Consider the following 12619-nt stretch of genomic DNA (forward strand, 5'->3'; position numbering starts at 1 on the left):
CATGTTGATCAACAGCTGATCAAGAGGTCCACACCCCACCCGCTGGGGGCTTCCGGCCGCGCCACGTACCGTCTTGGGCATGCGCTCCACTCCCCCCGTACGCCGTCTGCGCCTCGGTCTGCCCCGGCGGATGTTCTCCCAGGTGCTGCTGATGCAGGTGGCGATCGCCGCGGGGGTCGCGGTGCTCGCGACCGGGCTCTTCCTGGCACCGCTGAGCAAACAGCTCGATCAGGAGGCGATGCGGCGGGCGCTGGCCATCGCCGCCACCACCGCGCAGGACCCGCAGATCGCCGAGGGCGTGCGGACCACCGCGCCGAGCGGGAACGGCCCCGTGCAGCGGGCGGCCGAACGGATCCGGCGGGCCACGCACGCCGAGTACATCGTGGTGCTGGACCGCGACTGGGTGCGCTGGTCGCATCCCACGCCCTCGGAGATCGGCCGGCGCGTCTCCACCGACCCGTCCGACGCCCTGGCCGGCAAGGAGGTCATGGAGATCGACCGGGGCACCCTGGGCCGCTCGGCGCGTGGCAAGGTGCCGCTGTACGACGCCGGTCACCACGTCATCGGCGCGGTCTCGGTCGGCATCGCGTACGACAGTGTGCGGGCGCGGCTGATCAGCGCCATCCCGGGGCTCTTCGCGTACGCCGGCGGTGCCCTGGCGGTGGGCGCGCTGGCCGCCTGGCTGATCTCCCGGCGGGTCCAGCGGCAGACCCGGGACCTGGCCTTCTCCGATATCTCGGCGCTGCTCGCGGAACGCGAGGCGATGCTGCACGGCATCCGGGAGGGGGTGGTGGCGCTGGACCGGGGCGGCCGTATCCGCCTGCTCAACGACGAGGCACGACGACTGCTGGCGATCGGCGACGAGGCCCTCGGGCGGACCCCGGACGAGGCGCTCGGCGCGGGGCGTACGACGGATGTGCTGGCCGGCCGGGTGACCGGCACCGACCTGCTCACCGTGTGCGGCCAGCGCGTCCTGGTCGCCAACCGCATGCCCACCGGGGACGGCGGTGCCGTGGCCACCCTGCGCGACCGCACCGAGCTGGAACAGCTGGGGCGGGAACTGGACTCCACACGCGGGCTGATCGACGCGCTGCGCGCCCAGGACCACGAACACGCCAACCGCATGCACACCCTGCTGGGGCTGCTGGAGCTGGAGATGTACGACGACGCCGTGGAGTTCGTCGGCGAGGTGGTCGGGGACCACCGGGCCACCGCCGAGCAGGTCACGGAACGGATCCAGGACCCGCTGCTGGCCGCGCTCCTGGTCGGCAAGGCGACCGTGGCGGCCGAGCGCGGAGTCGCCCTGGGGGTGTCGGAACGCACCCGGCTCCCGGACCGGCTGATCGATCCGCGGGGGCTGGTCACGGTGGTGGGCAACCTCGTGGACAACGCCCTCGACGCCGTCGCGGCCACCCCGCACGCGCGCGTGGAGGTCGAAGCGCGCGCCGAGGGCCGTACTGTCGTGCTGGAGGTGCGCGACACGGGACCCGGAGTGCCGGCGGACCTACGCGAGCTGATCTTCACGGAGGGGTGGTCCACCAAGAAGCCGCCCGCGCACGGCAAGCGGGGCATCGGGCTGTCCCTGGTCCGGCGGCTCGCCGAACGGCAGGGCGGGAGCGCGACCGTGGGACCGGCGGCCGGCGGCGGCGCGGAGTTCACCGTGGTACTGCCCGAGGCGCTGGCCGAGCCCGGCCTGGTGCCCGCGGGCGCCGAGCAGGCCGCCGGCGCCCCCACCGGCACCGGCACCGGCACCGGCACCGGCACCGAGGAGGAGGCGTGATGATCGAGGTCCTGGTCGTGGACGACGACACCCGCGTGGCCCGCGTCAACGCCGCCTACGTCGAGAAGGTGCCCGGTTTCCACGTGGCCGGCGAGGCGCACAGCGCGGCAGAGGCACTGCGTCAGGTGGAGAGCCTGCCGCGGCTCGATCTGGTCCTGATGGATCACTACCTGCCCGACGACACCGGTCTCGCGGTGGTCCGGGAGATGCGCCGACGCGGCCACCAGGCCGACGTGATCATGGTGACGGCGGCGCGGGACGTGTCGACCGTGCAGGCGGCCATGCGGCAGGGGGCGCTTCAGTACCTGGTGAAACCATTCGCCTTCGCGGGACTGCGGGCCAAGCTGGAGGCGTACGCCGAGCTGCGGCGCACCCTGGACGGCGGCGGGGAGGCGGAGCAGGCGGAGGTGGACCGGATCTTCGGCGCGCTGTCCGCCCCGTCGGAACCCGAGTTGCCCAAGGGGCACTCCCCCACGACGGCCGAACTGGTGCGCCAGGCGTTGCTGAGCGCCGAACGCCCCCTGTCCGCCCAGGAGATCGCCGAGCGGACGGGGGTGAGCCGGCAGACCGCCCAGCGGTATCTGAAGCTGCTGGAGCGCACCGGCCGGGCCCGGCTGACCCTCAAGTACGGCGAGGCGGGGCGCCCGGAACACCGCTATGTGTGGGCGACCCACGCCTGAACGCGAGGCGCGCGGCGGTCACTCGACCGCGTTGACGAACGCTGCCGTGTAGATCGCTGCTCACGTCGGCCTCCGCGTTCTTGATGTGGGGGTTGAACACCTTGACGAATGCGTCGACCAACTTCTGGACGCTCTCCTTGCGCCCGTTCACCCGGTCCGTTGTCCAGCCCATTGTGAGGACGTGCTGAGGAGGAGCCTGGGAGGACGGCGAGGAGTCGGTCATCGGGCGGGAGGTTTCGCCAGCCCCTTGCTGTAGGCGTACCGCACGGCCTGCGCCCGGTCCTTGAGGTCCGCCTTGGCGAAGAGGTTGTTGATGTGGGTCTTCACGGTCGCGGTCGACACATGCAGTCTGCGAGCGATCTGCTGGTTGCTGAGCCCTTCGGCGATCAGCACCAGGACCTCGACCTCCCGCGTGGTCAGCCCGTCGGGCGCCTGGCCTGCCGCTGGTACAGGTTCGGGCTCCGGCCGCGACAGCCGCTCCAGCAGCCGTCTCTGGACACTCGGCGACAGCCCCGCGTCGCCCGACAGCACACTGTGCACGGCACGCACGATCTCCTCACCGTCCGCGTCCTTGGTCAGATAGCCCCGGGCACCGGCCCGCAGCGCGGGAAACAGCGACTCGTCGTCCGAGAAGGTGGTGAGCACCACGACCTGGGTCCCGGGATACTGCGCCCGGATCCGCCGGGTGGCCTCCACGCCGTCGCAGCGCGGCATCCTCAGATCCATCAGGACGACGTCCGGCGCGAGTTCAGCAACCAGCCGCACGGCCTCCTCGCCGTCGCCCGCGGCCCCCACGACCTCCACACCGGGAAGCAGCCCCAGCAGCATCACGATGCCCTCACGGACCACGGTCTGATCGTCGGCGACGACCACCCGCGCGATCTTCTCCTGCCCCTCCGTCTCTGTCATACGGGCACCTTCAGCGTCACCACGAACCCTTCTTCATCCGGCCCCACGTCCAGCGAACCACCGAGCAGTTCGGCGCGCTCACGCATCCCCAGCAGACCGTACCCGCCTCCCGATCCGTCGAGTTCGCTCGGCCGACCGCCCGAATCCCGGACGTTGAGCGTGACTTCGTGGTCGCTGTAGTCGAGCCGGACATCCACTCTGGCGCCATGGGCGTGCTTGCGGACGTTCGTCAGCGCCTCCTGTGCCACCCGCCGCACGGCCTGGGACGCCTCGGCCGACAAGGGTCTGCGTTCACCTGTGACGGTGACCTCGGCGCCGTCGGCCGTACGGGCGAGTTCGGTCAGGAAGTCCTCCAGCGGGGTCAGCTCGCCGCGCAGCGCGGACAGCGCCTGCCGGGTCTCGGCGAGTCCGTCCCGGGCCATCCCCCGCGCGGCCACCACCCGCTCCAGGATTCGTTCCCGGTCCGCGCCGTTCTCGATCAGCAACCGGGCCGCCTCCAGGTGCACGAGCTGCGCCGAGAGGCTGTGTGCCAGCACGTCGTGGATCTCCCGTGCGATACGGGCCCGCTCGGCGAGCGCCGCGGACTCGGCCTCGGCCGCGCGGGCGGCACGTTCCTGGGCGAGCAGCCGCTGCGCATTGCCCCGGGCTTCCGCGTCCAGCCGCAGGACGTACCCGGCGAGGGCCAGGCCGGCCACGGTGGCGGCCGTGGTCAGCCAGGCGTCGTCGGTGGTCGCGGAGTACGAGGCCAGTGCCGCCGACGCGACGGGGACACCTACACCGAGCGGCAGCCGTTCCAGCGCGCTGACTCCGCAGCCGCACCAGATGACGAGGGCCGGCCCTCTGAATCCCGTCACCTCTGCGGTGGCCGCGATACCAAGGAGCACCCCCATGAGCGCGAGGGACGGCACGAGCCGGTGCTCGTAGGTCGTCCGGAAGAAGGCCCAGGCGACGAGAGCGGCGAGTGCCACTCCCGCCCCCGCCGCGAGCGCTCCCCGCAGACCTACGTGCCGCTGGCTGAAGGCGGCCCACAGCAGCATGGACAGCACCAGCAGGCGGATCGTCCAGGCGAGCAAGCGCCGGGGCCGGCTGATACCCAAGGGGCCGAGCGCTTCACGGGACGGCCAGCGCGTCCAGGCGTTCTCTGTCACACGCGCTCCTTCCAGGCCGACGGGTTGTCGCCACCGTATGCCGGGGCGAGGCGCCTCGCTGGTCCGAAGGAGTGGGCCCGCCAGGCCAGGATTCCGCCGCGGAGCAGCAGCGTGCCGGCGAGACCGAGCATCAGCGCGGAGCTCTCCTGGTGCAGACCGAGTGCGGCGCCGAGGGCGAAGACACCGGCTCTCACGGCTATGCCCACGGCCCATACGGCGATGCTCGCCTTGGTGCTCTCGGCCCACACGGTGCCGTCCGGTGCCGTCCAGAGCCGGGTGGTCAAGCCCCAGCCGACGCCGGTGGCCAGGCCGATGACGAGTTCGGCCGTGAGCAGGGCGGCGGACTCCACGCGGTCGTGGGCGTCAAGTATGCCGGGTTCGCGCAGCGCGACGACGGCGAGGACCGCGGGCAGCAGCCACCAGCGCCGGTCCGTGTCGATCGCGCGGGCACGGAACTGCCTGGCGATCACCACGGCGACAACGGCCACGATCACCAGCGCGTTGACGAGCCCGGACATCTAAGCCTCCGTGAGCGAGAAGGTGGGGCCGGAGAGAGTGCTCCCGACGCCTTCAAAGCTACGGAAATTCGCAGGTCAGCTGATCGGACCTGGGGTGGATCACGGGTGGAACCCCGGAGCGGCCCGCCTCCACCCACGGGTGGAGAAACGCTCCGGGGCGGAGGCGTGGGGAGTGGAGGGGTGGCGGGTTCGGGTCAGGGTTGGGGGGAGGGTGAGGGGCAGGGAAGGACAGGGGCAGGGAGGTGTGGGGCGAGGGACGGAGCGAGAACGGTTCGGGCCCCGCGGCACGGTGTGCTGCGGGTGCGGTGCTTGGCGCGGTGACGCGGTGTGCCGGAGTGCGGTGACCAGGTGCGCGCGTGCCCAGGAGGTAAAGGCATCGCCGGGACGGAAGCCGACGGCGACGCCTGAGGGCCGGGTGCCGCGGGGCCGGGCGCTCGACGGGCGGAGCCCGCCGACACGGAACTCGCTCAGTCGGCCTCCTACACGGCACCGCACCGCACCTGACATGCGTTCCCAGGCGGGCCCCAGCCACTCCCGGCCAGGGTCCCGCCCACCACGTCGGCCGGCCAGTCACCAACACCGGCCGGCCAACCGCTTCCGTCCCGTCGGACGAGCCGCTTCCACCCCCGGCCCAGTCGCTTCCGCTCCGTCGGCCGGTGCTCGGCGCGGCGGCTACGCGTCGATGCGGGACCGGTCCAGCGTCGCCGCCGAGCTGGAGATGAACTCCTTGCGGGGAGCCACGTCATTGCCCATCAGCAGGTCGAAGACCTGTTCGGCGGCCTCCAGGTCGGAGAGGTTGATGCGGCGCAGGGTGCGGTGGCGCGGGTCCATCGTGGTCTCGGCCAGCTGGTCGGCGTCCATCTCGCCCAGGCCCTTGTAGCGCTGGATGGAGTCCTTGTACCGGATGCCCTTGCTCTGGAACTCCATGAGCTTGTCGCGCAGCTCGCGGTCGGAGTACGTGTAGACGTACTTCTCCTGGCCCTTCTTCGGCTGGATCAGCTCGATGCGGTGCAGCGGCGGCACGGCGGCGAAGACCCGGCCGGCCTCGACCATGGGCCGCATATAGCGCTGGAACAGCGTGAGCAGCAGGCAGCGGATGTGCGAGCCGTCCACGTCGGCGTCGGTCATCATGATGATCTTGCCGTACCGCGCCTGGTCGATGTCGAAGGTGCGGCCGGAGCCCGCTCCTATGACCTGGATGATCGCCCCGCACTCGGCGTTCTTGAGCATGTCGGTCACCGACGACCGCTGCACGTTCAGGATCTTGCCGCGGATCGGCAGCAGGGCCTGGAACTCGGAGTTCCGCGCCAGCTTTGCCGTGCCGAGCGCGGAGTCGCCCTCGACGATGAACAGCTCGCTGCGGTCGACGTCGTCGCTGCGGCAGTCGGCGAGCTTGGCCGGCAGGGACGAGGACTCCAGGGCGGTCTTCCGGCGCTGGGCGTCCTTGTGCTGGCGAGCCGCGACCCGGGTGCGGGCGGCGGCGACCACCTTCTCCATGACGACCCGGGCCTGGGCGGCGGCGTCACGCTTGGTGGCCGTCAGGAAGGCCTTCAGCTCGCTGCTGACCACGTTGTTCACGATGCGGCGTGCCGCCGAGGTGCCGAGGACCTCCTTGGTCTGCCCCTCGAACTGGGGCTCGGCGAGGCGGACCGTGACGACGGCGGTGAGGCCCTCGAGGGCGTCGTCCTTGACGACGTTGTCCTCGGCCACGCGCAGCAGCTTCTTGGCGCGCAGCACGTCGTTCAGCGTCTGGGTGAGAGCCTGTTCGAAGCCGGCGACGTGGGTGCCACCCTTGGGGGTGGCGATGATGTTGACGAACGACCTGACCGTCGTGTCGTAACCCGTCCCCCAGCGCAGCGCGATGTCGACGCCCAGCTCGCGAGCGACCTCGGTCGGGGTCATCTGGCCGTGTTCGTCCAGGACCGGGACGGTCTCCTTGAAGGTGCCCTTGCCCGAGAAACGGAGGACGTCGCAGATCGCCTTGTCGTTCGCCAGGTACTCGCAGAACTCGCTGATGCCGCCGTCGAAGCGGAAGGACTCCTCCCCCTTGCTGCCGCCCTCGCCGAGGCCGAACTCGTCGCGGACGACGATGGTCAGGCCGGGGACCAGGAACGCGGTCTGCCGGGCGCGCTGGTGGAGGGTCTCCAGGGAGAGCTTGGCGTCCTTGAGGAAGATCTGGCGGTCGGCCCAGTAGCGCACGCGCGTGCCGGTGCGCGTCTTGGGGATCTTCTTGGTCTTGCGCAGGCCGCTCTTGGCCTCGAACTTGGCTTCGGCACCGTCGGCCGCGAAGGCGCCGGGCACACCCCGCCGGAAGCTGATGGCGTGCGTGTGGCCACCGCGGTCCACTTCGACGTCGAGGCGGGCGGAGAGCGCGTTGACCACGGAGGCGCCGACGCCGTGCAGGCCGCCGGAGGCCGCGTAGGAGCCGCCGCCGAACTTGCCGCCCGCGTGCAGCTTGGTCATGACGACCTCGACGCCGGACAGGCCGGTCCTCGGCTCCACGTCGACAGGGATGCCGCGGCCGTTGTCCCGCACCTCCACGGAGCCGTCGTCGTGCAGGATCACCTCGATGCGGTCGCACACACCCGCGAGGGCCTCGTCCACCGAGTTGTCGATGATCTCCCACAGGCAGTGCATGAGACCGCGGCTGTCGGTCGAGCCGATGTACATGCCGGGGCGCTTGCGCACGGCCTCCAGACCCTCGAGGACGAGCAGGTGCCGCGCGGTGTAGTTGGAACCGTCGCGGTCTGCTCCTGCCAGCAGCGCTGTGGACGGCACGGACGTCTCGGCGGTCACGCGGTTCGCTCCTCGCTGAATTTCAGATGGCCCCCTTCTGGGTAAGGGGGCGGCTTCGTTCGCCGCTCAGAGGGTACCGAGCCCTGGTAGAGCCGGTGTAACGCCACCCTCGTCGGCACCTCACACTAGTCCAGGCTCGCATGCCTGTTCGATCCCTCGATGGAGTGAAGCACATATCACGTTCCCTTTGGGGCATGAACCATTTAGGCTCCGGGCACGTCCTCATGAACAACCGGCAACCCAGCCGGGAGGACGAGACAGCAAGAGAGCGCGAACCCGTACGCATACAAGACACGCAATACGGCACATTCGCCGCCAACGGGCAGCAGACAGCCGTCCCCGGAAAAAATTTTTCGCGGAAAGGCCACGAGCGGGAACGTTTTCGGGCTGGTTGGATGTTGACCCTGGTACGACAGCTCGTCGAGCTAGAGAAGAGGCGACGTGACTACTGTTCTGACCCCCGCGAGCCCGCTGACGGCCGCCGATCGCTGCGACCGCTGCGGCGCCCAGGCATACCTGCGCGTCGTCCTGCTGAGCGGCGGAGAACTGCTCTTCTGCGCCCACCACGGTCGCAAGTTCGAGCCGGAACTCAAGAAGATCGCCGCTGAGATACAGGACGAGACCGAGCGACTGACGTCCGTTCCGGGCAACGCTTCCGAAGAAGAGCGCTGAATCTCGCACACACGACGAGCCAGCCCCGGCACAGGCCGGTGATCGGGCGGCCGCTCCCCACCAGGAGCGGCCGCCCGTGCTCATGTCCGCTCAAAGGCGCTCAGAGCCGCTGGAGGGCCGTTTCGGGGCCCCTGTGGCCGGTCCCAGCGCTCGTACGACCTCGGAGACGCGCGTGTAGACGCCGGGGTGCTCCGGGCGTCCGCAGCCGCTCCCCCACGACACGAGGCCGATCAGCCGCCCTGCGGCCACCAGTGGGCCCCCGCTGTCCCCCTGACAGCCGTCCGGTCCTCCGGCAACTTCGCCGGCGCACAGCATGGTGGCGGGCCGGTAGGTGCCCTCGGGGCCGCCCGGGTAGGCCTTGGCGCACACGTCATCGGGGAGCACGCGCACGTGTGCGGCCCGCAACCGCCGCGCGTACGCTCCCTCGCCGGTCGTGTCGCCCCATCCGGACACCAGTGCCTTCGTACCGGGCCGGTAGGCCGGATCGCCCGCGCGGGCCATGGTGATGACCGCACTCTGCGGCAGCGGCCGGGCGAGCATGAGGACCGCGAAGTCCCCGGAGTTGGTCGTGAGATCGAACTCGGGGTTGAGCCGGATCTCCCGTACGGCGATCTCCTCGCCCTCCGCCGACAGCAGGTCGGTACGGCCCGTGATGACCTTGAGGTCACGCACCCGGTTCGGCGGCACCCCGAGGGCTTCCTCGCTCATGCAATGGGCCGCTGTGAGCACCGTGGTCCGCCCGATGGCCACAGCGCCGCAGAACTGCCCCGCGCGCGCTCCGCCGAACAGGTCACGGCTGGCCAGTGCGACCGTCCACGGGGCCTGGGAGACGTCTATCGGAAAGCCCCCCACGACCACGCCGCCGGCGGCTGCGGGAGCCGCGCTCACCAGCGGCATCGCGGCCATGGCGGCCGCCAGTGCCAGCGGCCGGACCAGTGCCCGGGCAAGGGAACGGCGCATGCATGCTCCTCACTCTCAGGTCTTCCTGGGGGACCCAGAGTGATCCACCGCGCGGGATCGCGCAGCACGAAGGCCCGGCTCCCGCGAGGGGAACCGGGCCTTTCGCCGTCGTACTGTGCGGCCCGGCCGAGCTGTCGCGGACCAGTCCAGGCAGTCCGGCCGAGCTGTCGCGGACTAGTCCAGGTAGTCGCGCAGCACCTGGGAGCGCGACGGGTGGCGCAGCTTCGACATGGTCTTGGACTCGATCTGACGGATGCGCTCACGCGTCACGCCGTAGACCTTGCCGATCTCGTCGAGGGTCTTCGGCTGGCCGTCGGTGAGACCGAAGCGCATGGAGACGACGCCGGCCTCACGCTCGGACAGGGTGTCGAGCACGGAGTGCAGCTGCTCCTGGAGGAGCGTGAAGCTGACCGCGTCGGCGGGCACGACGGCCTCGGAGTCCTCGATGAGGTCACCGAACTCGCTGTCGCCGTCCTCGCCCAGCGGGGTGTGCAGCGAGATGGGCTCGCGGCCGTACTTCTGGACCTCGATGACCTTCTCCGGGGTCATGTCGAGTTCCTTGGCCAGCTCCTCCGGGGTGGGTTCGCGGCCCAGGTCCTGGAGCATCTGGCGCTGCACGCGCGCGAGCTTGTTGATGACCTCGACCATGTGCACCGGGATACGGATGGTGCGGGCCTGGTCGGCCATGGCGCGGGTGATCGCCTGACGGATCCACCAGGTGGCGTACGTGGAGAACTTGTAGCCCTTGGTGTAGTCGAACTTCTCGACCGCGCGGATCAGACCGAGGTTGCCTTCCTGGATGAGGTCCAGGAAGAGCATGCCGCGGCCGGTGTAGCGCTTGGCCAGGGAGACCACCAGACGGAGGTTGGCCTCCAGGAGGTGGTTCTTGGCGCGGCGGCCGTCCTCGGCGATGATCTCCAGCTCGCGCTTGAGCTTCGGGGCGAGCTTGTCGGAGTTGGCCAGCTTGTCCTCGGCGAAGAGGCCCGCCTCGATGCGCTTGGCCAGCTCGACCTCCTGCTCGGCGTTGAGCAGGGGGACCTTGCCGATCTGCTTCAGGTAGTCCTTGACCGGGTCGGCGGTGGCGCCGGCCGCGGCGACCTGCTGCGCGGGCGCGTCGTCCTCGTCCTCGTCGGACAGGACGAAGCCCGCGTTCTCGGTGCCCTCGGGCTCGTCGGCGACCTTGGTGTCCTCAAGGACCTCTTCGTCGAGAAGCTCGACGTCGTCCTTCTTGGCGGTGGTCTTCTTGGCGGCCGTCTTCTTGGCGACGGTCTTCTTGGCGGTCGCCTTCTTGGCGGCCGTGGTCCTCTTGGCGGCGGCCTTCTTGGCGGTGGCGGCTTCATCGGCGGAATCGGCTGCGGCCGCGACGGTGGGCGCCGCGGGGGCGGCCGTGGTGGCGGTGGCCTTCCTGGTGGTCACCGTCTTCGCCGCGACCGTCCTGGTGGCGGTGCGCTTGGCCGGGCTCTTCGCTGCGACGCTCTTGCGGGTGCGCTTGGGCTCTGCGGCACTGACCATCAGCGTCACACCCTCTTCCTCAAGAATCTGGTTGAGGCTGCGCAGTACGTTCTTCCACTGAGTGGCCGGAATCTGGTCAGCTTCGAAGGCCCGACGCACATCGTCGCCGGCGATCTGCCCCTCAGCCTTTCCCCGCTCAATGAGCGCCATGACAGAGACGGACTCGGCGATCTCCGGCGGGAGCGTACGGGATGTGCTGGCCGACACGAACAACCTCTCGGAACGTTGGAAAACGGCTTCCGGCACCGTCCACTGCGGACAGGAGCCGACCACCGGCCTGGGGATGGGCCGACGGCGCGGGCGGGGGCCGGGAAGATGCACAGCGCCATGCACGGCGTCCGTATTCCCTCCGCGGCTATCACCTCTTAGGTCATCGCGCTGTCTCCACGAGCGTTACGCCCATTCTGCGTGGCCCGAGTCACACCCCGTAAGCGGTCAAAAGCGGTCAGACATGTGCAGATGGGATCACCAGTGGCCACCAATCCGGCCGTCCCCGTAATCAGGGGGCCTGCCGCATCGCCGGACTCCGCCGGACTCCAGGAGGTCCGGCGAGGTCCGGCGGCGCCCGGTACCCGGGCCCGGCGCCGCCGCGAGCACCACTGGGACGTCACACACCGGCGACCGCACCACGTCCCTCTCGGGTCAGTGCTCGCGCGGGGCGGGCACCACGCGCTCCACCTCCGGGTGGACGGTCAGCAGCTGGCGCATGGCCGTCTCCGCCGCCATGCCGTCGCCGGTGCCGAGGGCGTCGACGATCCGCGCGTGCTGGGCGAGGGACGCCTCGTTGGGGCGGTCACAGGCGGTGACCGGTCCGCCGGAGACCTGGAGTGCCGCCGAGACGATGCCGGAGAGGTGCTCCAGCATGCGGTTGCCCGCGATCTGGATCAGCAGGGAGTGGAACTCGGTGTCCGCGCGCGCGTAGGTGAGCGCGTCACCCTGTGCCATGGCGTGGCTCATGATCTCGACCATGTCGCACAGGCGCTGCTGCACCTCCTCGCGCCCGTGTCCGGCGGCGAGGCGGGCGGCCAGCGGCTCGATCGTCCAGCGTAGCTCGCTGAGCTCCCGGCGCTGGTCGTCGCGCTGCGGCCCGAAGGCCCGCCACTCGATGATGTCCGGGTCGAGGAGGTTCCAGTCGCTGACGGGGCGCACCCGCGTGCCGACGTTCGGGCGGGCGCTGACCAGGCCCTTGGCCTCCAGCACCCGGAGCGACTCGCGGACGACGGTGCGGGAGACCTCGAAGCGCTGGCCGATCTCCTCCGGCACCAGCGGTCGGTCCGCGCCCAGATCGCCGGAGACGATCATCTGTCCGAGCTGCTGGACGAGTTGGCCGTGCAGCCCGCGTCCGCGGCTGGCCGCGGCCCGCCGGCTGACCCGGCCCAGCTCGGGTTCCCCGCCGTCCCAGGCGGGTGCGCCGACGCGGTCGGCCGCCGGGCCTTCCGCGTAGGGGTAGCGGTCGAGTTCGCCCGGGCCGACCAGACCTGAGTCTGCGGAGCGGGCGGCGGTCATCATGGTGTGCGCAAGGGTACTCACGGAACCTTTGTCGGCGCCGCCTCCAACTCCCTTGAGGTCTTTGGTGAAAAGCACACGAAAGGGTGATCGCTCACCCCGTCGCAATTGACGCCTTATCGGAAAGAAGTGGACTTT

Annotated in this window: 10 protein-coding genes; 3 read left to right on the plus strand and 7 right to left on the minus strand. The window is 70.5% G+C overall.

The window, feature by feature from the left end; genetic code table 11:
* Positions 1-79 precede the first annotated feature (79 nt).
* Both Srubr_RS22745 and Srubr_RS22750 read left to right on the plus strand, forming a co-directional pair.
* The gene (locus Srubr_RS22745) at positions 80-1780 is read left to right on the plus strand and encodes an ATP-binding protein (protein ID WP_189997253.1); all 1701 of its coding nucleotides are present in this window, start codon (positions 80-82) and stop codon (positions 1778-1780) included.
* Positions 1780-2460, plus strand: a complete 681-nt coding sequence (locus Srubr_RS22750) for a DUF7342 family protein (RefSeq protein WP_189997326.1) — start codon at positions 1780-1782, stop codon at positions 2458-2460. The genes Srubr_RS22745 and Srubr_RS22750 overlap by 1 nt, the downstream gene beginning before the upstream one ends.
* Before the next feature lie 219 nt (positions 2461-2679).
* On the opposite strand, the gene Srubr_RS22755 is transcribed toward Srubr_RS22750, so the two are convergent.
* From Srubr_RS22755 to Srubr_RS22770, 4 genes are all read right to left on the minus strand, one after another.
* The gene (locus Srubr_RS22755) at positions 2680-3369 is read right to left on the minus strand and encodes a response regulator transcription factor (protein WP_189997254.1); all 690 of its coding nucleotides are present in this window, start codon (positions 3367-3369) and stop codon (positions 2680-2682) included.
* Positions 3366-4517 carry a sensor histidine kinase gene (locus tag Srubr_RS22760; protein WP_189997255.1) on the minus strand — a complete coding sequence of 384 codons (1152 nt, stop codon included), beginning with the start codon at positions 4515-4517 and terminating at the stop codon, positions 3366-3368. Before Srubr_RS22760 ends, Srubr_RS22755 begins: the two co-directional genes overlap by 4 nt.
* Positions 4514-5035 carry a DUF1453 family protein gene (locus Srubr_RS22765; protein WP_189997256.1) on the minus strand — a complete coding sequence of 174 codons (522 nt, stop codon included), beginning with the start codon at positions 5033-5035 and terminating at the stop codon, positions 4514-4516. The genes Srubr_RS22760 and Srubr_RS22765 overlap by 4 nt, the downstream gene beginning before the upstream one ends.
* Before the next feature lie 672 nt (positions 5036-5707).
* A complete protein-coding gene (locus Srubr_RS22770; protein WP_189997257.1) occupies positions 5708-7831 on the minus strand; it encodes a DNA gyrase/topoisomerase IV subunit B in 2124 nt (707 codons plus the stop codon).
* Positions 7832-8272: 441 nt separating this feature from the next.
* On the opposite strand from Srubr_RS22770, the gene Srubr_RS22775 reads away from it, so the two are divergent.
* Positions 8273-8503, plus strand: coding sequence for a DUF7455 domain-containing protein (locus Srubr_RS22775; protein WP_073939430.1), 231 nt, complete (start codon positions 8273-8275; stop codon positions 8501-8503).
* Between the two features lie 90 nt (positions 8504-8593).
* Here the strand turns inward: Srubr_RS22775 and Srubr_RS22780 are convergent, their stop codons facing one another.
* The 3 genes from Srubr_RS22780 to Srubr_RS22790 form a co-directional block, all read right to left on the minus strand.
* Positions 8594-9463, minus strand: a complete 870-nt coding sequence (locus Srubr_RS22780) for a serine protease (protein WP_189997258.1) — start codon at positions 9461-9463, stop codon at positions 8594-8596.
* A gap of 174 nt (positions 9464-9637) precedes the next feature.
* Positions 9638-11182 (minus strand): RNA polymerase sigma factor, encoded by a 1545-nt coding sequence (locus Srubr_RS22785; protein ID WP_189997259.1) that lies wholly within the window; start codon positions 11180-11182, stop codon positions 9638-9640.
* Positions 11183-11617: 435 nt separating this feature from the next.
* Entirely contained in the window at positions 11618-12505 is an 888-nt protein-coding gene (locus tag Srubr_RS22790) for a FadR/GntR family transcriptional regulator (protein WP_189997260.1), read from the minus strand.
* Positions 12506-12619: the final 114 nt, after the last annotated feature.

This window comes from Streptomyces rubradiris (genome assembly GCF_016860525.1).
Lineage (GTDB): Bacteria > Actinomycetota > Actinomycetes > Streptomycetales > Streptomycetaceae > Streptomyces > Streptomyces rubradiris.

Coding starts and splice junctions, on each gene's coding strand:
- Srubr_RS22745 (WP_189997253.1), top strand. CDS start 80: ATGCGCTCCACTCCCCCCGTACGCCGTCTGCGCCTCGGTCTGCCCCGG.
- Srubr_RS22750 (WP_189997326.1), top strand. CDS start 1,780: ATGATCGAGGTCCTGGTCGTGGACGACGACACCCGCGTGGCCCGCGTC.
- Srubr_RS22755 (WP_189997254.1), bottom strand. CDS start 3,369: ATGACAGAGACGGAGGGGCAGGAGAAGATCGCGCGGGTGGTCGTCGCC.
- Srubr_RS22765 (WP_189997256.1), bottom strand. CDS start 5,035: ATGTCCGGGCTCGTCAACGCGCTGGTGATCGTGGCCGTTGTCGCCGTG.
- Srubr_RS22780 (WP_189997258.1), bottom strand. CDS start 9,463: ATGCGCCGTTCCCTTGCCCGGGCACTGGTCCGGCCGCTGGCACTGGCG.